Source organism: Thioclava sp. 'Guangxiensis' (assembly GCF_045348365.1).
GTDB classification, from domain to species: Bacteria; Pseudomonadota; Alphaproteobacteria; order Rhodobacterales; family Rhodobacteraceae; genus Thioclava; species Thioclava kandeliae.
On the sequence record NZ_CP155824.1, the window covers coordinates 567,943 to 591,892 of the forward strand.

The window sequence follows — 23,950 nt, forward strand, 5'->3', positions numbered from 1 at the left end:
CACATACAACCCCGACGGAAGGAGCTCCCTGATGACCAGATTGATGACCGCCCGCGCCGTGCCACTTGCAGGGCAGGAGGACCGCCTGAGGGCCCTCGTGGCAGAGCTGGCCCGCAATGTCCGCGCCGAAGCCGGCAACCTGCGCTTCGAGGCCAGCCATGAGCGCGATGGCGCCGTGGTGATGATCGAGGAATACCGTGACGATCAGGCCTTCGAGCATCACCTTGCCCAGCCCCACACACAGCAGTTCAACGCGGCTCTTGAAGAGATCGTCGAGAATGGCGGCTCGGAGGTGACCGAGCTTACAGGCTTTGCCAAGGAGGAGGCCGCCCATCCCGATATCCGCGGCACCGATCATATCGGGCTAACTGTGCCGGATATGGCCGAGGCCACGCGCTTCTTTACCCAAGCTTTCGGCGCGGTCACGCTTTATGATGTGCAGCCCGCCGATGCCCCCCCGATGGCAGGCAAGGACCCAGAGGCACAGCTGGGCCTGACCGAAGGCACCAAGGTCACCCATATGCGCCTCATGCGGATCGGAAATGGCCCCTGCCTCGAGATGTTCTGTATCGCCGATGGCGAAAGCCGTGCACCCGCGCGGCTGCAGGATCGCGGGATCACCCATATCGGGCTCTATGTCGAGGATATCGACACCGCCGCAGAGCGCTTCGCGCAGGCGGGCGGTTCGCTGATGGCGGGACCGCATCCACTCTCGGGTGTCGAGGATGGCGCGGGCAATGCGGGCATCTATGGCACCACGCCTTGGGGGATGCTGGTGGAACTGCTGACCTATCCTTCAGGCAATAGCGCCACCCCGCCGCTGCCGCGCTGGACGCCCCATCCATAACCCTGCAACCGAAAGGAAAGCCCCATGATCAAGATGACGATGTTTCTCAAACGTCTCCCTTCCCTGACCCGTAGCGAGTTCGTCGAACACCATATCCACACACACGGGCCGCTCTTCCGGTCCATCCCCGAAGCCGAGCGCCATGTGCTGCGCTATATCCAGACCCATCCGATCAGCGCTCCCGAAGGCACGGTGGAGACGGCCGATTTCGATGGCACTGCAGAGATCTGGTTCGACAGCCCCGAGGGGATGCAGGCAGTGCTCGGCTCCGACACCTACAAGAGCAGCGTCTTCCCCGACGAGACGACCTTTCTCGACCATGCCAATACCCTGATACAGGTGGGCGAGCAGGTCGAGATCATCGCCTGACGGCGGAACCGCAGGGGTGAGGCGCCCCCGCAATATAGGGAAAGGGCCGCCCTCCGGCACGGAGGGCGGCCCTTTCGGTGTTCAGCTGTGCAATGCAGGGCTACTGCGGCAGCGCATAGACCGCGATCTGGTCACCCACGGCGGGTTTCAGGATCGAATTGCCGCCAGAGATGAAGGCCACATATTGCCGCCCCTGATATTCGTAGATCGCGGGGTTGGCCACCACGGGTGCCTGCAATTGCGAGGACCAGAGTTCCTCTCCCGTGTTCAGATCGAAGGCGCGTGCCTTGGCATCCATCGTGGCTCCGATAAATACGAGCCCCGATTTGGTCACCGCAGGACCGCCGATGGTGGGCGAGCCCATGCTCTCGGGCATGAAGAAGCCGTATTTCTGCGAGCTGCCCAGAGGCTTGCGCCATTTCACATCGCCCGTATGCATATCGATTGCCACCAGCTCGCCAAAGGGCGGCTTCCAGCAGGGCATCCCGAGCCAGTTCAGCGCCGTCATCAGGCTCATCCCATAGGGCGCGCCCTGCTGCGGATAATAGCCGTTCTCGTTGCCCGAGCCACCAGCGACCTTATCATAGGTCTCGCGGTCATAGAGCTTGATATACTGCACGATATGCGAGGTATTCACGACCGCGATCTGGCTTTCGGGGTCGAAGGCCACGCCGCCCCATTGCACGCCACCGGCGCTATCGGGATAGGTCAGCACCCCCTCGCCCTTGGTGGTGGGCGGCGTATACATCCCGCGATAATCGAGATTGTCGAAGAGCTTTGAGCATTGGCCCCCCGACACAAGATCCGCGATCCCCCAGACCTCGGGCTTTTCCGACTGGTCGAGAAGCGGCGCGGGTTTGGTGGGGAAAGGTTGCGTGGGCGCATAATATTCGCCCTCGACCGAGCCATCGCCCTGCGGCACGGGCCGCTCCTCGATGGGCCAGACATCCTCGCCCGTGGCACGGTTGACGGTAAAGAGGAAGCCCATCTTGGTGGCCTGCATCAGCGCGGGGATCTCCTTGCCGTCCACCGTGATATCCATCAGCGTGGGGGCCGAGTTTATGTCATAATCCCAGATATCGTGATGCACCCATTGCCGCGACCAGACCACCTCACCGGTATCAAGATCGAGCGCGGTGGTGGAGGTCGCATAGGGGATCTCCTGCGTGCGGTTACCGCCCCAGTAATTGGGCGAGGGCGAGGCCACCGGCAGATAGACCATATTCAGCCCCAGATCGACCGACATGGCGGTCCAGACATTGGCGGTGCCGGTCTGGCGGCGGATATCCTCGGGCAGCGTCTCGAAGGCCCATTCCAGCTTGCCGGTCTGCGCATTGACCGAGAAGACCGCGCCCGGAGGGGCTTCGGCATATTCCCAGTCCTTGCCCGCCCAGCCGAGGATCACATGATCGCCCGCAACCGTTGGCGGCTGCAGCACCGAGAAGGGGAAGCGGTCATTGACCGTATTCCACTGGTTCACATCCAGCACGCCATCCTTGCCGAAATCGGGGCAGGATTTGCCGCTATCGGCATCGACCGCGAAGAGCTGCGCATCCATCGTCCCGATATAGACGATCTTCTGGCAGATCTTGCCTTCGACAGGGTTTGCCGCCTGCCAATAGGCCACGCCGCGGTTCTTCAGTGCGGGCTGGGTAAGCGCCTCGAGCCTGGATTTGGTGTCGAACGCCCATTTCTGCTCGCCCGTCGCCGGATCGAGGGCGAGGATACGGTAGAAGGGCGTGCCGATATAGAGCGTGTCATTGGCAAAGATCGGCGTGGCCGACCAGACAGTGGCGGGCTGGTCTCCCGAGCCGTCCGAGACATCGCCCGTATGCAGATCCCAGACCTTTTCCAGCTTGCCCACATTCTCGGGCGTGATCTGGGTCAGGGGAGAGTATTTCTGGGCGTTCAACTGCCCGTGGAAGCTGTCCCAACCGGCGGTTTCGGGCACAAGGGGCGTGCCGTTGCGCGTGCGGGTCTCGACGGCGAAGAGCGGATCGGCCACGCCCGGATAGCGGTCCTGCGCAGTCTGCACCGGGGCCGCGGGGCTGTCCTCATCGGCCCCCGGATCGCTGCTCTGGTCCGCGCCGTCCTGAGATGCGGCCTCCTGCGCGGGCGGCGAATCGGAGGGCGCTGCGGGCGTTTGCGTCTCCTGTGCTATGGCCGCCCATGGCAGAGTGAGCGCCAGCAGGGCCAGCGTTGCGGTCTGTGTCGCGCGCATCATGCCATCACCTCGCTTTTGCGCAGCGAGCGGCCCGCGCGCAGATCATAAATCAAGCCAAGCGCGACGACGACCATCGCCACGATCAACCACCATTCATGCAGGAAATACCCTGCAGCCGCTGTCCCTAGCGCGCCGAGCGCCACGAGGATACGCAGCACCAGCCGAAGCCCGCCCGGGCGCGTGATCTGGATCCAGAGCCCCGCAATCACGATCAGGATCGAGCTGGCGATCACCAGCCCCGCCCCGAAGGTTCCGGTCACCCCTGTAAGCGGCGTCATGAAATTCCAAACCGCCACAACGGCACCGCCCAGCCCGCCTGCCACGATCCCGATCGTGCGCGGGCGCTCCGATGAATATGCGCTACCCATCACGTCCTCCTCCGCCAAAATAGCCCGACATGTCAATTTGACATACAGATGGCGGAACGCAGCCGATCACGATTGGATCCATAAAAAATGATGGAACCTGAAGTAAGCTTCTTGCCCCGCGTCAGAAAAGCGGCCTCCGGCAGATGCGAAAAGGGGCTGCAAGCCAGCCCCCCTTCCCCGCAATGCCTTCTGCGTCAGGACATCACTTCTTCTGCCGTTGCAAGATACTCGAGCCCCAATGTCGCGATCACCCGATCAAGCGTTCCCAGCATCATGAGCGACGTATCGAGCGGCCGTTTGGGGGTTTCGCTCTGCCCCGCCGCAATACAGCGCGCAACCTCGGCGGCCTCATAGAACAGCCCCTCGAAATGGCGCCCCCGCGGCTCGTCCCATGTCAACACAGATGCGCCATCGGCGGAAGCCAGCGTGAACGGCCCCGGCAGGTTGAATTCGGACCCGAAGCGCAGCGTGGCTTTGGTTCCCACGATCACCGCATTCGTGGGCGTGAAGCCGTAAAGCGAGGTGGAAAGCGTCGCCTGATTGCCCGCGTGATCGGCCATCATCAGCGAGAGCTGCCCATGGACCCCGCTCTCGTCCATCTGTTTCTGCCCCACCAACGTCGCGGGCGCCCCCATCAGGCGGGTGATCAGCGACAGCGGGTAGGTGCCCAGATCCATCAGCGGGCCGCCTGCGAGCGCCGGGTTGAAGATGCGGTGGTCACGGGTGAAATACTCGCCATAATCGGTCTGGACCGACTTGATCTCGCCCAGGGTTCCCGCCGCCAGAAGCTGGTCGATCACATCGAATTTCGGCAGGAAATAGGTCCAGAGAGCCTCGGCCAGAAACAGCCCCTTGCGTTGCGCCAGTTCCGCCATCTGCCGGCCCTGGCTCTGGGACATCGCCATCGGCTTTTCCACCAGCACATGCTTACCGGCCCCGAGCGCCAGCATCACATGCTCGAAATGCAGGTTATGCGGACTGGCCACATAGATCACATCAAGGCTCGGATCATTGACCAGCGAGGTATAGGAACCATGCGCCGTCTCGATCTCCCATCTGCTTGCAAAATCCTGCGCCTTATCGAGGCTGCGCGAGCCCACGGCAGCAAAGATCTGGCGCGTATGGGCACGGGTCGAGGCAATGAACTGCTCGGCAATCCAGCCGGTGCCGAGCACCCCCCATCGGAGCGCGGGCGCCGCCATCGGATCGGGGATACGGGACGCGGGCAGGGTCTGCGGAAAATCGGTCATCAGAGTGTCTCCCATTTACGGCTTGTCAGGGACCGGTCCATCGCATCGACGATCCGCTGGTTTTCCAGTCCGAAGGCAAAATCGGGATAGCAGGCCTGCCCGCAGATCCCATCGATCAGATCGCGGACCTCGATCACCTTCACATCGAAATAGCCCAGCCCCCCGCCTGCAAAATCGAAGGGGAAGAAAGCCGAGAATTGCGGCACCTGCGAGCCTGCCAGAAGCGTCTTGAAGCCGCGATCAGGTTTGGGGTCATCGAAGCGTGCGACCTTGAGTTCGTTGAACCGCTCACCATCCATCAGGATCGTGCCTTTGGTGCCCGAGATTTCCCAATAGACCCCAAAGACCTTGCCCGCGCTCACACGGCTGGCCTCGATCGTGCCGCCCGCGCCAGAGGCGAAGCGGATCATGGTCTGGATCTGGTCCTCGTTCTCCACCTCGCGGCGCGGGGCGTCCGCGCCCGCACGGGCCGAATAGCCGCCCGCGCCCTGCGGCTCGGGGCGTGTCGGGAAATAGGTCTGTGCCTGTGCGATGGTCTCGGCCACAGGCCCCATCAGATATTGCGCCACCGAAATCACATGACTGCCCAGATCGCCAAGCGCACCGGTGCCCGCCTCGCGCCGTGTGCAGCGCCACGAAAAGGGCAGATCGGGGTCGTTGAAGAAGCCCTGATCGAACCAGCCTCGAAAGCGCATCGGCTGGCCTATCTCTCCCGCCTCGATCAACTGCTTGGCCAGCATCGCGGCCGGCGTCTTGATATTGTTGAAGGCCACCATTGTCTTTACCCCCGCGCGGCGCGCGGCGTCCTCCATCTCCTCGGCCTCTGCCACCGTCACCGAGAGGGGCTTCTCGCAATAGACATGTTTTCCTGTGGCAATAGCGGCCAATGCCATCTCGTGATGGAGCGCATTGGGCGAGGTAATATCGACGATATCGACCTCGGGATCGGACACCAGCTGACGCCAGTCACCCGTCGAGCGGGCAAATCCGAACCGTGCCGCGGCCTTGGCCGCAAGTGTCTCTGTGGCATCGGCGAGCATATAGAGTTCGGGCTGGGCGGGCAGATCGGGATAGAGCATTGCCGCACGGCGGAAGGCATCGGCATGGGCCTGGCCCATAAACCCCGAACCGATCAACCCGATTTTGAGTGTCTTGGTCATTGCGGCCTCCTCATGCCGGAACGAACTGGGAAAGAATATATTCACGGGCGGCCGTGACCGCGGGTCGCGGCGGCACCTTGGCGGGATCCTGCTCGGCCTCGACCACCAGCCAACCCTGATAGCCGCTCTCGCGCACAAAGCGCGCAAGCGGCCCGAAATCGATGCAGCCATCGCCCGGCACGGTAAACATGCCCGCGCGCACGCCCGCATTGAAGCTGAGGTCGCCACGCCGCACACGGGCCATCACCTCGGGGCGCATGTCCTTGAGATGGATGTGGCATATTCTCTGACCGAAGTCAGAGATCAGGCGGCCATACGCATAGCCCGCCCCCGCCGCATGGCCGGTATCGATAAGCAGCCCCAGTTCGGGGCCGGACCGGGCAAAAATCTCGGCCACTTCCTCATAGGTCTCGGCCACCATCATCAGGTGGTGGTGATAGGCCAGCCGCAGCCCGTAACGCGTCTGCAAGGCGTCCGCGAACCGCGTCAGACGCTCGGCATAGGCGCGCCGATCGGATGTCGACATCAGCACGCGCCGCGACATCGGCTGATCGAGCGCGTCAGGCTCGGCCATCATCGCGACCTCGCCATAGACCATCACCCGGGCCCCCATCGCCTGCAAAAGCCGCGCATGTCGCCCGACTGCCGCCAGTTCTTCGTCCACGCCCCGCAGGGCCAGCTCGCCCGAATACCAGCCCGAGGCCAGATCGAGCCCGTAATCCGCCAGAAGCGGGCCGAGAACTGCCGCATCACGCGGAAATTTGCGGCCAAGCTCGATGCCCTGATACCCCGTCTCCGCGGCGTCGTTCAGGCAGGTCGAGAGCGGGATATCCGCGCCCAGATCTTCGAGCACGTCATTGGCCCAGCTCAGGGGGCTCACACCCAGTTTGACACCTTGTGGAAGCCCCATCTCAGACCTCCTCCAGCTGGGGTTGGCGCAGATCGACCGCACGACCTTCGCACATCGAACGTATTGCAGCCTCGACCAGACGCTGCGCCTCGAACCCGTCGCGGATACCGGCCAGCGGCACATGGGCGTCGCGGATCATTGCCACGAAATCCACCATCTCGTCGCGATAGGCCTGCGCGAAACGCTCGAGGAAATAGGCTTCTGGCGGCGCGCTCAACGCGCCCGAACGGGTCGACACGACCATATGGTGCTGCGGCTGGTTGGCGATCGAAAGTACCTCATGTGAGCAGAGCGCCTCGAGCCTCTGGTCGAAGCCCATCGGACCACGGCGGCACCCGGTGATCTGGGCCTGTCGCCCCGAAACGGTGGTCATCGTGATCATCAGGCTATCTACATCGCCCGCCGCCCCGATCTCCTCGGAGATCAGGCAGGCGCCTACCGCATAGACGGTGGCGATCTCCTCGTCCATCATATAGCGCACCATATCGGCATCATGGATCGAGCTGTCGCGGAACATGCCGCCCGAGCGTTCCACATAGGCGCGCGGCGGCGGCGCGGGATCTCGCGACCACATGCTCAGCTGTTCGAGCCGCCCCGCCTCGCCCGACGCGATCCGCTCGCGCAGGGCCCGGAAGCTGGCATCATAGCGGCGCTGGAACCCCATCATGCACCTGATCCCCGACGCCTCGACCGCCTGTGTCACCTGCTCGGACAGCGCGAAATCCAGACTGATCGGCTTCTCGCAGAAGACCGCCTTGCCGGTCTGGGCCGCAAGCCGCAGCAGGTCGACGTGGCTGTCGGTGGAACTGGCGATGATCACGCCATCAATGTCAGGATCATCGAAGATGTCCTGTGTGGCGCGCAATTGTGCCCCTGTCGCCGCACAAAGCTGTGCACGCGCGGGGCTGTCGATCGGATCGGCAATCGCTACAAGCGAGACATCCGGCAAGCGCGCAGCGTTCAGCGCATGGATCTGTCCGATGCGCCCTGCCCCGAAACAGGCAAGTCTGGTCATGGTCTTTCTCCCTCAGGCCCTCCCGGCCTTGGGCAAAGATTAGGCTTGCACGAAGCTGCCACATAGACCAGATTTTGATGAGATTTCATCAGATCGAGTTGCTCATGACCCGCAAGGCCACTGCCGCCGATGTTGCCCGAGACGCCGGCGTCTCGGCAGCAACCGTGGACCGTGTGCTCAACAATCGTGGGGGCGTGGGCGAGGATAAGGAGCGGCGCGTATTGGAGGCCGCAAGGCGGCTGAAACTGGATCGCGCACTTGATCTGCGGGCCGCGCGCACCCTGCGGGTCGCCGTGTTCCTGCAACCGGGCACTAACCCATTCCATGCCAGTCTGGCAGCGGCTTTCCGCGCCCAGAACCATGGGCCCAATCCGTTCAACCTGCAAAGCCGTATCCACCATGCCGATCCGCGCGATGCGACCAGCACGCTCAAGGCGCTTCGCAAGGCCTCGGCCAGCCATGAGGCGCTGATCACCTGCCTGCCCGACACCCCCTCCATTGCTGCCTTTCTGGAAGCCCGTGCCGCCTCGGGCCAGCCCGTGATCACGCTGGCCAGCGATGTCGGTGCGCCACATGCCATCTATATCGGTCCCGATAACTACCGCGCGGGGCGTATCGCGGGCGAGTTGACGGGACGGTTTCTGGGGCGGCACGGGGGAAAGGTGTTGGTGATGGCGGGGCATCTGTCAATGATCGGCCAGACCGAGCGCTGTGAGGGCATCCGCGACGCGCTGGCAGAGCATTATCCGCGCGCCCAGCTCCTCGATATTGTCGAGATGGGAGACGGGGTCGAGCGGGCCGCGCATTTCCTGCATGCGGCCTTGCGTGCCGAGCCCGATATCGCGGCAATCTACTGTGCCTCGGCCGCCGTGAAGGAAATTGCGCAGGCGCTCGCCCTCCACTATCGAGGCGCGGCCCGGCCCGTGGTAATCGCGCATGAGTTGACCCCCGAGCGGCGCAGACTGCTGGCGGAGGGGATAATCGATGCGTTGATCGATCAGGAGCCGGCGGTCGAGGTCGAAACCGCGCTACGCCAGATCGCGATTATTTTCGGGCGCAGCGAGCCGGGAGGCCTCGAGATGGAAACGCCGCTGCGCATCTATCTGCGTGAACATCTGTAGCGGCGGGGGAACCGGCTCCGGCTCCCCCCCTCTGTCAGGTCTGCCGGTCTTTCCCTGAACTGTGGCGCAGCAACAGCCGCCACCCCAGATAGGCACCACAGGCCCCAAAAAGGATGGCCCAGCCCGCGCTTCCGGTCAGCGCCTCGAACACCGCCCAGCCGAGGCAGAGCGCCACCAGACCAAGGCGCATCCAGAGCGGTCGATAGATCGGGTGATCAAAGGCAAAGAGATGTTCGAGATCGAGCACCCCTCAGGCCTCGACCGGTTGTTTTTGGGTGTTTGTCAGGCCGACCTCGTTTGCGATGCGTTTGAGGGTGTGGAGGCCGAGGGTCTGGTAGAGGAGCGGGTTTCGGATATGGGGGTCCTGCTCTGCCTCGATGACGATCCATCCGTCATAGCCGTTCTGCGCGAGGATCGTGAGAAGCGGCGTGAAGTCGACGGCACCCTCCTGATCGCCGGGCACGGTGAAGGCGCCGGCCAGCACGCCCTGCAGGAAGGACAGGTTCTCGGCACGGACCTTCGCGGTGATCTCGGGGCGGATATTCTTGGCGTGGAAATGGGCGACGCGCGTGATATGGCGGGCAAGCACTTCCTCGGGATTGCCGCCGCCGAAGGTGCAATGGCCCGCATCGAAGAGAAGATGCGTGGCGGGGCCCGTCGCGGCCATGAAGGCGTCGATCTCGGCGGGGCTCTCGACCACGGTCCCCATATGGTGGTGATAGGCAAGCCGGATGCCCTGGGTTGCGAGATAGGCGGCGAAGGCTTCCATCTTGGCGCCGAACGCGCTCATCTCGGCGGCGCTGAGTTTGGGGCGGTCATTGACCGGCACATCGGGGCGCCCATGGACGGTGTTGGAGCATTCGCAGACGATGCAGACCTTGCAGCCATTATGTTTGAGCTTGGCCAGATGGGGCTGGACGGCCTCGATCTCCGCCTCGACCGAGCGGGTCAGGAGTTCGGTCGAATACCAGCCGGAGATGAAGGCGAGGCCATATCCGGCCAGCAGGGCGCGCAGGGCCTCCGCGTCGTCCTGTGGCCAGCGGTGGCCGTTCTCGATACCGTCGAAGCCGATGAGGCGGCCCGCCTCCTCGAGGATGCGCGCGGTGGGGATATCCGCGCCGATGGACTGGTCGTCGTCATTGGCCCAGGCGATGGGGTTGGTGCCGAATTTGATCATGGGGATCTCCTTATGGGTAGGGGCCGCGCTCGGGGGCATCGAACCCCCTCGCGCGGCGCAGGCGTCCCCATAGGGTCCGCCTGCCGCGCCGGTGGTTAGTTCACGAGCCGTTGTTTGGCGGTATTTTCGAGGTAGCGTTGGTAGGCTGCGGGGCGGTTCGGGGCGTGGCCTGTTGCGGGGACGGCGACGTCCCAGAAGTGGCCGGCGTGGCCTGCCGTGGTCTCGATGCCGGTGCCGGGGAAGTCTTTCGCGGTGGTGTCGATCACGATGACGGTGGGGATATCGCGCGTGCGGGCGGCCGCCAGTTGCGCTTCCAGATCCTTGATATCGCGTGCCTTCACCGCATGCGCGCCCATCGAGGCCGCATGCATCACATAATCGATCTGCGGCTGCGCCTCGATATTGCAGTTCACATACATGTTGTTGAACGGGTTGCCGCCACAGCCCAGCGTCTGCAGCCGGTTGATGCAGCCATAGCCCGCATTATCGGTCAGCACCACGGTGAAGGGGATGCGGCGCATGACGGCAGTGGCCAGCTCGGAATTGGCCAGCATATAGGAGCCATCGCCCACGAAGCAGATCACCTCGCGGTCGGGGTTCGCGAGCTTCAGCCCCATGCCGCCTGCGACCTCGTAGCCCATGCAGCTATAGCCGTATTCCATGTGATAGCCGCCTTGAGTGGGCTGCCAGAGGAGCTTCAGCGCGCCCGGCATGGTGCCTGCGGCACACATCACAACGGCCTCGGGGGCCGCGCGCTGCACCGCGCCGATGACTTCCGCATCGAGCGGCAGCTCGCCCGCGCCCCGCTCCTCCGAGCGGTCGCGGCAGTGATGGGTCACGGCCTTCAGCCAATCCTCGCGGGCGGCCTGATCGGCATCCTCGGCGCGGTAGGCGCCGAGGCCTTCGGTCAGCGCTTCGAGCGCCACTTTCGCATCGGCCATCAGGGGCTCGGCGCCGTGCTTCATGGCATCATAAGCGGCGACGTTGATCGAGAGGAGTTTCGCTTGCGGGTTCGCAAAGAGCGTGCGCGAGCCGGTGGTGAAGTCCTGCAGGCGCGTGCCCACACCGATCACCAGATCGGCGCGCTGGCTTGCGGCATTGGCCGCCGCCGAGCCGTCGACGCCGCTCGCCCCGAAGTTCATCGGGTGGAATTGCGAGAGCGCCGATTTGCCCGCCTGCGTCTCGACCACGGGGATGTTGTGGCGGCTGGCGAACCCGGCCAGCGTGGCCTCGGCCTGCGAATAGATCACCCCGCCGCCGGCCACGATCACAGGGGCCTTGGCCGCGCGGATCATCGCGATGGCATGATCGAGCTCGCGCGCATCGGGCGCGGGGCGGCGGATATGCCAGGTGCGGGGGGTGAAGAACGCTTCGGGGTAATCGAAGGCTTCCGATTGCACATCCTGACAGAAGGCCAGCGTGACAGGGCCTGCCGAGGCAGGATCGGTCATCGTGGCCAATGCGCGGGGCAGCGCCGTCAGGAGATGCTCGGGCCGCGTGATCCGGTCATAATAGCGCGAGACGGGGCGCAGGCAGTCATTGGCCGAGATCGTGCCATCCTCGAAGCCTTCGACCTGCTGCAGCACCGGATCGGGGCGGCGATTGGCGAAGACATCGCCCGGGATCAGAAGGATCGGCAGACGGTTCACATGCGCCAGCGCCGCCGCCGTCACGAGGTTCGTCGAGCCCGGCCCGATCGAGGAGGTCACCGCATGCGCGCGGGTGCGGCCCATGCCCTTGGTATAGGCCAGACCCGCATGCGCCATGGTCTGCTCGTTCTGCCCGCGCCAGGTCGGGAAGGCCTCGCCGATCTCCTCGAGCGCCTGACCCAGACCCGCCACATTGCCATGGCCGAAGATCGCCCAGATCCCCTCGATATACCGTTCGCCCTCGGGCGTCAGCTGAACGCTCAGCCATTTTACCATGGCCTGTGCGGCCGTCATGCGGATCGTGCCCATACTCTTCTTCCTTTGTTATACGCCCCGCCCTGTGGGGGGCCGCGCCCTTGGCGGCATCGAGCCACCTGCGGGCGCGCATCGCGGGCTGCGCCCCCGATGGGGCGCGCCGGTCCTTTCGATTATTCGGCAGCCACAGAGGTCGCTGCCGCGCGGGCCTTGTCCCAGATCCCGGCCAGACGGGTGTAGCGCGTGGCCATCTCGGCAACCGCCTCCTCGTCATCCATCCGCCCCGCCAGCCAGTCGCGCGCCACCGACCCGAAGATCGTCCGGCCCACGGCAAAGCCTTTCACCAGCGGGAAGCCTGCGGCCACCTCGAAGCTTGCCGCCAGTTCCGCCTCCGGCGCATCCAGCCCCAGAACCACGATCCCGCGGGTGTGGCGGTCATGCTCCTCGATGGCATCGCAGGCCTTGGCCCATCCGGTCTGCGATGCCATCGGCTCCAGCTTCCACCAGTCGGGATAGATCCCTTCCGCATAGAACCGCCGGATCAGGATAGCCGTGGTGTCATCGGTCACCGCAGCCACCTTGGAGGGGATGATCTCGAGGAGGAACTCGAGATTGTTGCGGCGCGAGGCCGCGTAGAGTTTCTTGACGCTGTCGAGCTGCCTGGCCCAGGTCTGCGCATCATCATCGGGATGGCAGAACACCAGAACCTTCACCACATTCTCGCGCGCCCATTCCTTCAGGCCGCCGCAATCATCGCCCAGTTCCGGCTCCAGCGTCAGCGGACGGGAACCAGGCCATTCGCAGGGACGCCCGATCCACAGGCCCGTGCCCGAGGCCGCATGCAGCGCATGGCGCCCGATGCGGTTGTCGCACAGGATCCCATAGCCCGGACGGCCATCCTGCACCTTGAGTGCGGCCTCGAGGCACAGCTCCTTGAAGGCCCCGCCTTTTTTCAGCGTATAGCCCTCCATCTCCTCGAGCTGCATCCGGTGATCGAAGGCGAACACCCGCATCTCGGAGAAGTCGCCGCCATGGCTGCGATGGCGGTTGGTTGCCCAGTGGATCTGCTCGAGCTCGGCATCATTGCGCAGATCGGGCTGGATCACGCCGCGGCTCAGGAAGAACTCCAGCTCCTCGAGCGAGGGATAGGCCGGCGTGCAGCCATGGCGCGAGACCGCAAAGGCCCCGCAGGCATTGGCATATTCGAGCGCCTTCGGCCAGGTCTCGCCATCGAGCCAGCCCTTCAGGAGGCCGGAGAAGAACCCGTCGCCCGCGCCCAGCACATTGAACACCTCGATCGGGAAGCCCGGGCCCGTCTGGCCCTCGTCAAGGCTCTCGGGGATCGCGCCTTCAAAGGCCGCAGCCCCCGCCGCCCCGCGTTTGCAGATCAGCGTCGCATTCGACACCGCCCGCACCGCCTTGAGCGCCGCGATCGTATCGGTCGTGCCACCCGCGATATGGAACTCTTCCTCGGTGCCCACGATCAGGTCGAAATAATGCAAGGACTTCTGCAACTTGGCCGTCACTTCGGCGCTTTCCACAAAGCGGCTCTCGCCATCGCCATGGCCCGCAACCCCCCAGAGATTGGGGCGGTAATCGATATCGAGCGCCGTCTGCGCACCGTGTTTGCGCGCCAGCGCCAGCGCTTTCAGCGTCGCCGCTTCCGTCTTGGGGTTCGACAGATGCGTGCCCGTCGCCACCACCGAGCGCGTGCGCCCGATCAGATCTTCCGAGATGTCATCCTCGCACAGCGCCATATCCGCGCAGTTCTCGCGGTAGAAGATCAGCGGGAATTGCTCCTCGTCGCGGATCCCCAGAATCACCAGCGCCGTCAGACGCTCGGGATCCGTGGTCACACCCTCGACATTCACCCCGTGACGCACCAACTCCTCGCGGATGAACCGACCCATATGCTCGTCGCCAACCCGCGTGATCAGACCCGAGTTCAACCCAAGACGCGCCGTCCCGCAGGCGATATTCGTCGGAGACCCGCCAATATATTTCTCAAATGACCCCATATCCTCCAGACGACCCCCAACCTGAGAGCCGTAAAGGTCAACGCCAGCGCGACCAATCGTAATTACATCCAATGGTTTCATAATGTCCGTCCAATTCTTGCAGGGCGCTGGTGAGGCCCCTAGGCCGACCGGAGGACCACGCTTCCGACCGGGCTTTTACCTGCGGTGATACCGCGTTTCAGGCATCCGCGGCGGCGACTGCCTCGCGCATATAGGCAAGGCTCGCCGCAATCTGCGCCTCGGGATCCTTGGCCAGATGCACCTCCTCCGCGAAAGGCTCGACGGAGAAGGCTCCCTGATAGCCAAGCTCGATCAGCTTGCGGATCTGGGCGATATTTTCGAGCCGGTCTGCGCCATCGACATGCACCCGATGTGCATCGAGCATATCCTCGACGGCCACCTCCGGATCGGCCACGCCCGACAGATGCACCAGACCGGTGATTTCGGGGAAGAACTCGGTCTCGGAGGCCAGATGATGGTGGAAGGTGTCATGCATCAGTTTGTAGGTGCCCATGCCATCCGCCGCCTCGATGGCCTTCACCGCCACCGATTTCAGACGCAGCGAGGAGACCGGAAAGCCCAGCGGCTCGACAAGCCCCGTGAGGCCGCGCGCCTCGAGCACCGGTTTCATGGCCTGGAGCGCCGCGACGGTGTCCTCGAAGGAGACCGGCGTGCCGTCATTGAGCGGGCACATCACCAGCGCCTTAGCCCCGCAGGAGGCGGCATAATCGGCCATCGCCTCGGCACGGGCAGGCAGGTCGCCCGACCAGGCATTGAACGGATAGAGCGCGTTGATCGAGAGGATCGTGATCCCGTATTCCTCGGCCAGCGCCCGCACCTCGGCGGGGGCCATCGTGCCCAGGATATCGGGAATGTCGTTACGGATCTCGACCTCGGTCACGCCCTGACGGCGGCACAGCGCAAAGAATTCGGCCAGCGACAGTTTCGGTGTGCAGATATGATTGAGTGCAAAACGCATGATCTCACCTTTGGCAAAGGGTTCAGTTATAGAGAGCGGGGCGGGTTGGCAGGGTGATCGGGATGATCGTGCCCTCGTTATCCTGTGCGGTGACGCAGGCATCGGAGGTGATCGCCGCGACATAGCCATCCCATGCCGAGGGTCCCGAGGCGGTGCCCGCCTGCGCGGCCGCGATGAAGTCCTTCAGCTCGACATCATAGCTCGCGACGAAACGGTCCTTCCAGTCGGTCAGGATATCGTTCTTCAGCTCGGCACCCAGACGCTTGGTGATGGCCATCGGCTCGGGCAGATTGGCAAGCCCCTCCTCGCCCACGACCTGACACTGGATGTCATAGCCATAGGTGCAATTCACGAAGACCTCGACATCGATCCGCACGCCTTTGGCCGTTTCCAGCAGAACCACCTGCGGATCGCGCAGCTTGGCATGGGCCTTCGAGGAGGCGCGCGGGAACACCACCTGCGCCGAGACATAGTCATCATCCAGCAGCCAGCGCAGCACATCGATCTCGTGGATCAGCGTGTCATGGATCGCCATCGGCGTCAGATAGGCTTCGGGCACGGACGGGTTGCGATGGGCGGCATGGACCATCAGCGGTGTGCCGATCTGCGTATCGACCACCTCCTTGAGCATCCGGTAGCCCGCATCGTAGCGGCGCATGAACCCGACCTGCACGAGGCGCTTTCCATGCGCCACTTCCGCATCGACGATGCGCTTGGCCCCCTCGGCGGTCGTGGCCAGCGGCTTCTCGCAGAAACAGGGTTTGCCCGCGGCAATCGCGGCCAGAACATAGGCCTCATGGGTCGAGCCTGTCGAGGTGACGAGGATGGCGTCCACATCCGCAGCTGCGATCAGCTCCTCGCCCGTGGCATAGACGGTGGCTTCGGGCGCGAGATCGGCCTGCGCGGCGCGGGCCGCATCGAAACTGTAATCGGCCAGCGCCACCACGTGGGCCCCTGCCAGAACCTGTTGCAGACGGCGCGTATGATCGCGCCCGATCATGCCGGTGCCGATAACACCTACTCTTACGGTCATAGGATTGATCCTTATCAGAAATATTTCGCGATATAGCTTTTGGTCGAGGCCAGCATGGAGGCGGCGCTTGCCTCGGCGCGGTCCTCCCAGGCAAAGACGCAATTCGACAGCACACCGTCGAACTCCATATCGGCCAGTGTCTTGAAGAAGAGATCCCAGTCGATCTCGCCCTGCCCGATATCCAGATGCTGGTGCACCCGCACCTTGGATTCCGGCGGGTTCACGATATAGCGCAGCTCCGACGACTTGTTATGGTCATAGGTGTCGGCCAGACGCACATGGACCAGATGGCCCGCCGTGGCGCGCAGGTTCGCTTCCATATCGGGGCCGTAGAAGAAGGTATGCGGCGCGATGAAAGACGCCTTCACCGAAGGCGAATTGATCGTCTTGATGATATCGATGGCCGGCGCGATCTCCTCGAGCCAGTCTTCGGGATGGGCTTCCAGCGACAGCGTCAGCCCCTCCCGCTCGAGGATCGGCACGAGGAGATCCATCGCGCGGAAGAACTGCATCTCGCAGGTCTCGGGGCGGTGCAGGCCCGAACGGTCATTCAGCGAGCGGTTGGGCGAGCCCCCGCGGCCGAATTCGGAGACGAACATCGGGCAGTCCATCTCGATCGCGATCTCGATGGCGCGTTTCCAGTTGTCGATCGCGTTCTCCCATTCATCGGGATAAGGGCTGGCCCAGCGATACATCGGCTGCAGCGTCGCCAGACCCACGCCATGGTCCTTCAGCGCTTTTTTGAAGCTGGCAATCCGCTCGGGATAGACCTTGGGGCGCGTCCACCAAGACAGGAAATCGGGGCGCGGCGAGAGTTCGATATAATCGTAACCCAGCTCGGCGGTCTTGCGGCAGGTCTCCTCCAGCGAAAGATGGCGGATCATATGCGGGTCTAGCGTATGTTTCATGAAAACTCCGGTCGTCTTGTGGCGGGCAGGCCCCGCCACGCTGTGTCAGTTATACTGGTCGAGCGTGTCGGGGGTGACGGGCTCGAACGGCACCCAGATATTGCCCTCGACACTCTGGCCCGCGGCCATGTCGAGCGCGGTCTGCAACGTCACCTGCCCCTGTTTCGTCGCGTTCTGGAACACGGTCACATCCAGATCGCCCGCGCGCATCGCGGCCAGCCCGTCGGGCGTGGCATCAATCCCCGCCACCACGATCCGGTCCATATCGGCCCCTGCCGCGCGCAGCGACTGGATCGCCCCGATCGCCATCTCGTCATTATTCGAGATGATCGCATCGAAGGGGATGCCCGCCGTCAGCCAGTTGGTGGTCAGATCCGCGCCTTGGGTGCGGTTCCAGTTGCCCACCTGCTTGTCGACGATCTCCATCCCGTCACAGGGGGCTTGGGAGATCACCTCCTCGATATCGCGGGTGCGCACCATCGAGGCCTCGTTCTCCAGAGGGCCCATCAGCACCAGCACCTTGCCCTTCCCCCCCAGCATCTCGCAGACGGCCCTTGTCTGCATGGTGCCCGACTGTTTCTCGTCGGAGCCCACGAAGGAGGCGCCCTCGGGCATGTTCTCGTGCTCGGCGGGCGGGTGGTTGACATAGACGATGGGGATGCCCGCATCGCGCGCGACCGCCGTCATCGCGGGCGTGGCCGCCCCATCCACCGGATTGACGATGATCGCATCGACGCCATTGGCCACCATGTTCTGCACCTGATTGAGCTGGCGGGCCACATCGAGCTGGGCATCCTCGACCGAGAGCGTCAGATCGGAATGGGTCGCGGCCTCGCTGCGGATACCGTCCAGCAGAATGGTGAGGAAGGGGTTGTCGAAACTGGTCATCGACACACCCACGGTTGTCTCGGCATGGGCCATCCCCGCCGTCAGGGCAGTGCCTAGCGCGAGGGCTGCAAGTCTGGTCTTCATTGTCTCTCTCCCGTTGATAGATAATCGTCATGGCTCACACGGGGCGGCCTCTCGCCGCACCGCGGGGGAGGTTATTTCTTGATGCGTTTTTTCTGGCGGTAGGTGTCCACGACCACGGCGGCCACGATGATCACGCCCTTGATCATTTCCTGGTAATAGGCGTCGAGCCGGAGGAAGGTGAACCCCGAGATGATGACCCCGAAGATCACCATGCCGATCGAGGTCCCGATGATCGAGCCGCGTCCACCTGCCAGAGACGTGCCGCCGATCACCGCCATCGCAATGGCGTCGAGTTCATACATCAGGCCCATGCCGGCCTGCGCGGTCTGGCCGCGGGCGGCGACCACGATGCCCGCAAGCGCGGCAAGCATGGCCGCGACCATATAGAGCTTGATAATATGGCGCTCGACATTGATCCCCGAGACACGCGCGGCCTGCGGATTGGCGCCAATCGCATAGGTAAACTTGCCATAGCGGGTATATTTCATCGCGATATGGAAGATTACAGCCACCGCGATGAAGATATAGACGGGCGTCATTCCCTTGCCGAGCATCGCATAGCTCTCGGTGGGGAAAGAGATCGGCTGTCCCTTGGTATACCATTTGGCGAAACCGCGCGCTGCCACCATCATCCCCAAAGTCGCGATGAAGGGCGGGATCTTGGTATAGGCGATAAGCCAGCCATTGATGAAACCGGCCACCGCCCCGCAAGCAAGCCCGATCAGGATCGGCACGATCACCGGCATATCGGTCAGCGCCGGATAGACCGCCCGCGCATATTCCGCCGATTGCGCGAAGGACATCGAGACCATCGCGACGGCCCCCACGACCGAGCCCGAGGACAGGTCGATCCCCCCCGAGATGATGACCTGCGTCACCCCCACGGCGATGATCCCCACCACCGAGACCTGCAGGATCATGATCTTCAGACGGCCGATATTGGCCAGAAAGGACTGGCCCTGAAAGATCCAGCCCAAAATCTCGAAAACAATGGCAATCCCGACAAGCACCAGCAGGATATTCACCTCCTGCGGCAACTTGCGATGCGCCGTGCCCCGCGCATCCTCCATATTTACATCTTGCGTCGCCATAATGGCATTCCTCCCTAACTCCCCTGACTTGCGGCGTTATTTCGCCGCAAGCTCCATCACACGCACCTGATCGGCCTCCGCCCGATCAAGGAAGCCACTCACATGGCCCTCGTGCATCACCATGATCCTGTCCGACATGCCCAAGACCTCCGGCAGTTCCGACGAGATCATCAGCACCGCCACCCCCTGCCCTGCCAGCTGGGTGATCAGACGGTGGATCTCGGATTTCGCGCCCACATCGATCCCGCGCGTCGGCTCGTCGAGAATGAGGATGCGCGGATTGGTCAGAAGCCAGCGCGCGATCAGCAGCTTCTGCTGGTTTCCGCCCGAGAGATTTTCCACCGTCTCCGCCAGATTGGGGGTCTTCACCCGCAGCTTGGCGGCATAATCTTCGGCCAGCGCCTCGATTTCCTTCTGTTTTACAAAACCCAGACCGCTGACCTTGTCGCGCGTCAGAAGCGCCATCTGGATATTGGCCAGACAGTCGAGTTGCAGGAAACAGCCCGTCTCCTTGCGATCCTCGGTCAGGAAGGCCAGCCCGTGTTCCATCGCCACCTGAGGCGAGGCCATCGCGACGGGCACCCCGTCGATCAGGATCTCGCCCGAAGCGGCAGGGGTCACACCGAAGATCGCCTCGGCCACATTCGAGCGCCCCGACCCCACGAGCCCTGCCAGCCCGAGGATCTCGCCCCGGCGCAGGCTGAAGCTGACATCATGGAACGTCCCCGGCAATGTGAGCCCGCGGACCTCGAGGATGGTTTCCCCAATCTCGCAGTCGATCTTGGGAAACATATCGGTGATCTCGCGGCCCACCATCATGCGGATGATGTCGTCGCGGGTCACGTCGCTGGCACTGACGGTCGCGATATACTGGCCATCACGGAAGACGGTCAGCTCATCTGCAATCTCGAACAGCTCGTTCATCTTATGGGTGATATAGACGATCCCCACGCCTTTCGCGCGCAGATCGCGGATGATGGCGAAGAGATGTTCGACCTCGGTCTCGGTGATCGCCGAGCTGGGTTCATCCATGATCAGCACATCGGAATTGTAGCTCACCGCCTTGGCGATCTCGACCATCTGCTTTTGCGCGACCGTCAGATCGCCCACCATCGCCGCCGGATCGAGCCCGATATTCAGATCGTCGAACAGCGCCTGCGTCACCGCCCGCATACGCGCATGATCGACCAGACCGAACCCGTTCTTCGGCTCGCGCCGGATCCAGATATTCTCGGCCACCGTCATGGTGTTCATCAGGTTCAGCTCCTGATGGATCATCGCGATACCGGAGTTGAGCGCATCTACGGGCGTCTTGATATCCAGAGGCCGCCCCGCAAAACGCACCTCGCCGCGATCGGGCGTATAGACGCCGGCGATGATCTTCATCAGCGTCGATTTGCCCGCGCCGTTCTCGCCCATCAGCGCATGGACCGTGCCCGGACGGATGCGCAGCTGCACATCATCGAGCGCCACCACGCCGGGAAACTCCTTACGAACCTTATCGACTTCCAGAATATACTCGCCCTGATAGGGTTCGTGGGCAAAGGCCTTGGCACCATCTGGCATGTGATCCTCCCTCTCGCATACGGAAAGGGGGCGCGGACGCCCCCTCTGGGCCTCAGTTCTTGGCGGTGTAATCGGCAAGATTGTCGGGGGTGACGAGCTCGAAGGGCACATAGACAGTGCGCTCCAGATCCTCGCCGCGCGCAAGGCTGAGTGCCGCATCAACCGCGCCACGCCCCTGCCCCGCCGCATTCTGGAAGACGGTCACATCCAGATCGCCCTGCGACATGGCGGTCAGCGCATCGGCCGTGGCATCGACCCCGCCCACGACCACATCCTCCATCGGGATGCCTGCGGTTTTCAGCGCCTGAATGGCCCCGATCGCCATCTCGTCGTTATTGGAGATAACCGCATCGAATTGCAGGCCCGCCGAAAGCCAGTTGGTCATCAGGTCGGTGCCCATCGTGCGCGACCACATCGCGGTCTGCTGGTCGACGATCTCGATAAACGAACAGTCATCGGTGGCGATCACGTCATGGATGTCCTGCGTGCGCATCCGCGCCGCCTGATTGGAGAGTTCCCCCATCATCACCAAAGCCTTGGCACCCTCGCCCTTGCCCTGTTCTTTCAGAAGGCGGCAGACTTCCTGCGCCTCCAGCGTGCCCGATTCCTTCTCGTCCGAGCCTACAAAAGCCTGGTTATCGGGAAGCTGGTCGAGATTGACCGGAATGCGGTTGACATAGACGAGCGGGATGCCGGCATCGGCTGCGGCCTGGCTCATGGCCATCGTGGCGTCAGTATCCACCGGGTTAACGATGATGGCATCAACGCCAAGCGCCACAAAATTCTGGATCTGGTTCAATTGCTTGCCCACATCATTCTGGGCATCCTCGACCTGCAGGGTCACCCCTTCGAGCCCCTCGCCATAACCAATCATCCCGTTGCGCAGCACGGTCAGGAAATTATCGTCGAACAGGGCCATGGACACGCCGATATTCTCTGCATGCACGGCACCAGCCATCGATGCCGCCAAAGCGGTCGATACCAAAAGCGTTTTCATATGTTCTCCTCCAGATACGACGTCCGGCAGCGTCGCTCAGGTCTTGCCGGATGATCGGGACTACGGGCCGCTCCCATGCGGCGCGATACATGCCCCGATAGCACCGCAGCGGCTCCTCTCCGCTTTGGCGCTAGGGAAAGATCCCGATTCCGTTAACATCCGTCAATCATGTTGAAACGTCATGGCGCTTCATTCGTGAGAGATAGAGACAGCGGAAATGAAAGAAACCCATCATCATACAATCTCCGAGGTCCACAGCTGCGGCGGGAAGAACCGCTGCCCCGGAACGGCAGCCGTGCCATTCTCATGGGTCGAAACGATGACATCGAGCAATTCGCGCACCAGATCCTCGATCGGAGTGCCAAAGACCATTGCGGCATAGCCGTCCTGAAGGGCCAGCCGTGATTCCGGCGTCAACTCGTTCACGATCAGCAGGACTTCCTCCGGCCCGCGCGTCTCGCGGAGCGCCGAGATCGCGCCCTCCATCCCGCCTCCCGCCACATAAAGGCCGCAGAGATCGGGATGTCGGTCGAGCAGTTCCAGCGTCGCCTCATGGGTCAATGCCCGCGTTTCCAGATTGATCTGGGTGTCGATCATTTCGAATTCGGGGGCCACATCGCGCAGATAGGAGCGAAACCCCGTCTCGCGCATCACATGCCCATGATAGCGCGAGCTGCCGATAAACAGCGCGACCTTGCCGGGCCGCTTGCTGATCTTCGAGATACACCATCCCGCCTGCCGTCCGATCTTGAGATTGTTCATGCCGAAATAGCTCTCGCGCACCCCCTGCGCGAAATCCGACAAAAGCGAAAACACCGGAATACCTGCGGCCTTGAGCACCCCCACGGCCGCCGTGATCCGGTGATGGTCGACGCCTGTGGCTGCAACCGCATCGACCCGCCCGGTCAGGCCCTCCAGAATATCGGCCAACTCCGCCGGATCAGTCGATTGAGGATGATGGAAGACAAGCTGTATGCGGCGGGTCAGGATCGCCTGCACCTGCCGCTCGAAGGCGCTGATGAATTCGAGATAGAAACTATGCCTGGGTTTTTGCAGCACCACCCCAAGGCGGAGGGTCGGCCGGTCCGCCAGAATGCGCTGCCGGATCATATTGCTGCCATGATAGCCGATAGTTACGGCCGCCTGATGAACCTTCTTGGCGGTCTCCTCGCGCACGGGCGAGCGCCCGTTGAGCACGCGATCGACTGTCGCCACACTGACCCCAGCGGCCCGCGCCAGATCCGTAATCGTCGGTCTGCCCATCTGTTTCCCCTCCCCGAGCAAAAGCCCCACATGTCTCCTCGGCTCTACTGATGCCGGAAGTTCAGCAGAAAATGAAATACTGTCATCATCAGGCTTTCATTTTCTATCAAATCTGCAAGTTTCCTGCGGGATAGCCGGAAATCATATGTTGAACGGTCGCAAGCCAGCCCGTTGCCGCGTGGCCGGTCCGGCAAGACGCTCCCGCGCCCTCTGATGGAAGACAACGCGACTATTCTTTTGCGATTGCGCGCTTTTCTGAGACATTACAATCGGTCGGGATAGAAGAGATTCTGCCCCGTGTTTTATGACATGCGCCCGCCACGATTTTTCTTGGGGGGGTCTGAAACATCATTAGATCCCAGAAACCTGATAAGCAAATCCATGATGAGCCTTCGCGCTTCTCGCGCTGAGCCGCGATACCGGTTTGTTGGGCGAGATGATTGGCGTCACTGCGAGCACCTGATGGAGTTCGATATTGGCGCGGACCGGTGCGTATTGGCTGTCTTTCTCTAAGACACGCCGAGCGATCGCAAAGGCGCGGATCGCTATTAATGAGGAGACCTATGTTCATAGCGTTTCGAGGCGATCCGTAGATAATCTGATACAGGCGATGAATGTGTCGGCCCTTTCATGACACCACCTATCGAAGGCACCGGCCCTTTCTCCGGATCGATACGAGCAGGATCAAAGTGCGCCAGCTGAGTTCATCAGCATCGCCGTCACCATTGTGGTGAGGGTTGAGACCGATGGCAGGTATGAAGCTTCGGGAATATCTGTA

At 62.9% G+C, this 23,950-nt stretch carries 21 protein-coding genes; 3 read left to right on the forward strand and 18 right to left on the reverse strand.

Annotated features, from left to right (window positions below; all coding sequences use genetic code 11):
• Positions 1-31 precede the first annotated feature (31 nt).
• Both ABEB22_RS19910 and ABEB22_RS19915 read left to right on the forward strand, forming a co-directional pair.
• Positions 32-847, forward strand: a complete 816-nt coding sequence (locus tag ABEB22_RS19910) for an antibiotic biosynthesis monooxygenase (RefSeq protein WP_339115132.1) — start codon at positions 32-34, stop codon at positions 845-847.
• A gap of 24 nt (positions 848-871) precedes the next feature.
• A complete protein-coding gene (locus ABEB22_RS19915; RefSeq protein ID WP_349295078.1) occupies positions 872-1,216 on the forward strand; it encodes an EthD domain-containing protein in 345 nt (114 codons plus the stop codon).
• Positions 1,217-1,316: 100 nt separating this feature from the next.
• On the opposite strand, the gene ABEB22_RS19920 is transcribed toward ABEB22_RS19915, so the two are convergent.
• The 6 genes from ABEB22_RS19920 to ABEB22_RS19945 form a co-directional block, all read right to left on the reverse strand.
• A complete protein-coding gene (locus ABEB22_RS19920; RefSeq protein ID WP_349295079.1) occupies positions 1,317-3,440 on the reverse strand; it encodes a pyrroloquinoline quinone-dependent dehydrogenase in 2,124 nt (707 codons plus the stop codon).
• Positions 3,437-3,808 (reverse strand): hypothetical protein, encoded by a 372-nt coding sequence (locus ABEB22_RS19925; protein WP_339115135.1) that lies wholly within the window; start codon positions 3,806-3,808, stop codon positions 3,437-3,439. The genes ABEB22_RS19920 and ABEB22_RS19925 overlap by 4 nt, the downstream gene beginning before the upstream one ends.
• Before the next feature lie 194 nt (positions 3,809-4,002).
• The gene (locus ABEB22_RS19930) at positions 4,003-5,058 is read right to left on the reverse strand and encodes a Gfo/Idh/MocA family oxidoreductase (protein ID WP_349295080.1); all 1,056 of its coding nucleotides are present in this window, start codon (positions 5,056-5,058) and stop codon (positions 4,003-4,005) included.
• A complete protein-coding gene (locus ABEB22_RS19935) occupies positions 5,058-6,218 on the reverse strand; it encodes a Gfo/Idh/MocA family oxidoreductase (protein WP_349295081.1) in 1,161 nt (386 codons plus the stop codon). The genes ABEB22_RS19930 and ABEB22_RS19935 overlap by 1 nt, the downstream gene beginning before the upstream one ends.
• Before the next feature lie 10 nt (positions 6,219-6,228).
• Positions 6,229-7,128, reverse strand: coding sequence for a myo-inosose-2 dehydratase (gene iolE / locus ABEB22_RS19940; RefSeq protein WP_349295082.1), 900 nt, complete (start codon positions 7,126-7,128; stop codon positions 6,229-6,231).
• Between the two features lies 1 nt (position 7,129).
• A complete protein-coding gene (locus ABEB22_RS19945) occupies positions 7,130-8,143 on the reverse strand; it encodes a Gfo/Idh/MocA family oxidoreductase (protein WP_349295083.1) in 1,014 nt (337 codons plus the stop codon).
• 77 nt (positions 8,144-8,220) lie between these two features.
• Here ABEB22_RS19945 and ABEB22_RS19950 point away from each other — a divergent pair, with 77 nt between their 5' ends.
• Positions 8,221-9,264: a LacI family DNA-binding transcriptional regulator gene (locus tag ABEB22_RS19950; RefSeq protein ID WP_349295084.1), complete on the forward strand. Its 1,044-nt coding sequence runs from the start codon at positions 8,221-8,223 to the stop codon at positions 9,262-9,264.
• A 34-nt stretch (positions 9,265-9,298) separates the two neighbouring features.
• Here ABEB22_RS19950 and ABEB22_RS19955 read toward each other — a convergent pair whose 3' ends face one another.
• The 12 genes from ABEB22_RS19955 to ABEB22_RS20010 form a co-directional block, all read right to left on the reverse strand.
• Complete coding sequence (locus ABEB22_RS19955; protein WP_349295085.1) at positions 9,299-9,511, reverse strand: hypothetical protein; 213 nt, start codon at positions 9,509-9,511, stop codon at positions 9,299-9,301.
• Between the two features lie 3 nt (positions 9,512-9,514).
• Positions 9,515-10,441: a myo-inosose-2 dehydratase gene (gene iolE / locus ABEB22_RS19960; RefSeq protein ID WP_339115142.1), complete on the reverse strand. Its 927-nt coding sequence runs from the start codon at positions 10,439-10,441 to the stop codon at positions 9,515-9,517.
• 95 nt (positions 10,442-10,536) lie between these two features.
• Positions 10,537-12,399, reverse strand: a complete 1,863-nt coding sequence (gene iolD, locus ABEB22_RS19965) for a 3D-(3,5/4)-trihydroxycyclohexane-1,2-dione acylhydrolase (decyclizing) (RefSeq protein WP_349295086.1) — start codon at positions 12,397-12,399, stop codon at positions 10,537-10,539.
• A gap of 119 nt (positions 12,400-12,518) precedes the next feature.
• Positions 12,519-14,444 (reverse strand): 5-dehydro-2-deoxygluconokinase, encoded by a 1,926-nt coding sequence (gene iolC / locus ABEB22_RS19970; protein WP_349295087.1) that lies wholly within the window; start codon positions 14,442-14,444, stop codon positions 12,519-12,521.
• Between the two features lie 97 nt (positions 14,445-14,541).
• Positions 14,542-15,342: a TIM barrel protein gene (locus ABEB22_RS19975; RefSeq protein ID WP_349295088.1), complete on the reverse strand. Its 801-nt coding sequence runs from the start codon at positions 15,340-15,342 to the stop codon at positions 14,542-14,544.
• 22 nt (positions 15,343-15,364) lie between these two features.
• Positions 15,365-16,375, reverse strand: a complete 1,011-nt coding sequence (locus ABEB22_RS19980) for a Gfo/Idh/MocA family oxidoreductase (RefSeq protein ID WP_349295089.1) — start codon at positions 16,373-16,375, stop codon at positions 15,365-15,367.
• Positions 16,376-16,389: 14 nt separating this feature from the next.
• Positions 16,390-17,283 (reverse strand): sugar phosphate isomerase/epimerase, encoded by an 894-nt coding sequence (locus tag ABEB22_RS19985; protein ID WP_349295090.1) that lies wholly within the window; start codon positions 17,281-17,283, stop codon positions 16,390-16,392.
• Between the two features lie 45 nt (positions 17,284-17,328).
• Entirely contained in the window at positions 17,329-18,255 is a 927-nt protein-coding gene (locus ABEB22_RS19990) for a sugar ABC transporter substrate-binding protein (protein ID WP_339115148.1), read from the reverse strand.
• A 71-nt stretch (positions 18,256-18,326) separates the two neighbouring features.
• Positions 18,327-19,346: an ABC transporter permease gene (locus ABEB22_RS19995; protein ID WP_339115149.1), complete on the reverse strand. Its 1,020-nt coding sequence runs from the start codon at positions 19,344-19,346 to the stop codon at positions 18,327-18,329.
• Between the two features lie 36 nt (positions 19,347-19,382).
• The gene (locus ABEB22_RS20000; protein ID WP_349295091.1) at positions 19,383-20,912 is read right to left on the reverse strand and encodes a sugar ABC transporter ATP-binding protein; all 1,530 of its coding nucleotides are present in this window, start codon (positions 20,910-20,912) and stop codon (positions 19,383-19,385) included.
• A 52-nt stretch (positions 20,913-20,964) separates the two neighbouring features.
• A complete protein-coding gene (locus ABEB22_RS20005; RefSeq protein WP_339115151.1) occupies positions 20,965-21,909 on the reverse strand; it encodes a sugar ABC transporter substrate-binding protein in 945 nt (314 codons plus the stop codon).
• Between the two features lie 234 nt (positions 21,910-22,143).
• Positions 22,144-23,172, reverse strand: coding sequence for a LacI family DNA-binding transcriptional regulator (locus ABEB22_RS20010; RefSeq protein WP_339115152.1), 1,029 nt, complete (start codon positions 23,170-23,172; stop codon positions 22,144-22,146).
• Positions 23,173-23,950: the final 778 nt, after the last annotated feature.

What these genes read in the sequence shown, in the direction of transcription:
- ABEB22_RS19910 (WP_339115132.1), top strand. Translation starts at nt 32, where the DNA reads ATGACCAGATTGATGACCGCCCGCGCCGTGCCACTTGCAGGGCAGGAG.
- ABEB22_RS19915 (WP_349295078.1), top strand. Translation starts at nt 872, where the DNA reads ATGATCAAGATGACGATGTTTCTCAAACGTCTCCCTTCCCTGACCCGT.
- ABEB22_RS19920 (WP_349295079.1), bottom strand. Translation starts at nt 3,440, where the DNA reads ATGATGCGCGCGACACAGACCGCAACGCTGGCCCTGCTGGCGCTCACT.
- ABEB22_RS19925 (WP_339115135.1), bottom strand. Translation starts at nt 3,808, where the DNA reads ATGGGTAGCGCATATTCATCGGAGCGCCCGCGCACGATCGGGATCGTG.
- ABEB22_RS19930 (WP_349295080.1), bottom strand. Translation starts at nt 5,058, where the DNA reads ATGACCGATTTTCCGCAGACCCTGCCCGCGTCCCGTATCCCCGATCCG.
- ABEB22_RS19935 (WP_349295081.1), bottom strand. Translation starts at nt 6,218, where the DNA reads ATGACCAAGACACTCAAAATCGGGTTGATCGGTTCGGGGTTTATGGGC.
- iolE (WP_349295082.1), bottom strand. Translation starts at nt 7,128, where the DNA reads ATGGGGCTTCCACAAGGTGTCAAACTGGGTGTGAGCCCCCTGAGCTGG.
- ABEB22_RS19945 (WP_349295083.1), bottom strand. Translation starts at nt 8,143, where the DNA reads ATGACCAGACTTGCCTGTTTCGGGGCAGGGCGCATCGGACAGATCCAT.
- ABEB22_RS19950 (WP_349295084.1), top strand. Translation starts at nt 8,221, where the DNA reads ATGAGATTTCATCAGATCGAGTTGCTCATGACCCGCAAGGCCACTGCC.
- iolE (WP_339115142.1), bottom strand. Translation starts at nt 10,441, where the DNA reads ATGATCAAATTCGGCACCAACCCCATCGCCTGGGCCAATGACGACGAC.
- iolD (WP_349295086.1), bottom strand. Translation starts at nt 12,399, where the DNA reads ATGGGCACGATCCGCATGACGGCCGCACAGGCCATGGTAAAATGGCTG.
- iolC (WP_349295087.1), bottom strand. Translation starts at nt 14,444, where the DNA reads ATGAAACCATTGGATGTAATTACGATTGGTCGCGCTGGCGTTGACCTT.
- ABEB22_RS19975 (WP_349295088.1), bottom strand. Translation starts at nt 15,342, where the DNA reads ATGCGTTTTGCACTCAATCATATCTGCACACCGAAACTGTCGCTGGCC.
- ABEB22_RS19980 (WP_349295089.1), bottom strand. Translation starts at nt 16,375, where the DNA reads ATGACCGTAAGAGTAGGTGTTATCGGCACCGGCATGATCGGGCGCGAT.
- ABEB22_RS19985 (WP_349295090.1), bottom strand. Translation starts at nt 17,283, where the DNA reads ATGAAACATACGCTAGACCCGCATATGATCCGCCATCTTTCGCTGGAG.
- ABEB22_RS19990 (WP_339115148.1), bottom strand. Translation starts at nt 18,255, where the DNA reads ATGAAGACCAGACTTGCAGCCCTCGCGCTAGGCACTGCCCTGACGGCG.
- ABEB22_RS19995 (WP_339115149.1), bottom strand. Translation starts at nt 19,346, where the DNA reads ATGGCGACGCAAGATGTAAATATGGAGGATGCGCGGGGCACGGCGCAT.
- ABEB22_RS20000 (WP_349295091.1), bottom strand. Translation starts at nt 20,912, where the DNA reads ATGCCAGATGGTGCCAAGGCCTTTGCCCACGAACCCTATCAGGGCGAG.
- ABEB22_RS20005 (WP_339115151.1), bottom strand. Translation starts at nt 21,909, where the DNA reads ATGAAAACGCTTTTGGTATCGACCGCTTTGGCGGCATCGATGGCTGGT.
- ABEB22_RS20010 (WP_339115152.1), bottom strand. Translation starts at nt 23,172, where the DNA reads ATGGGCAGACCGACGATTACGGATCTGGCGCGGGCCGCTGGGGTCAGT.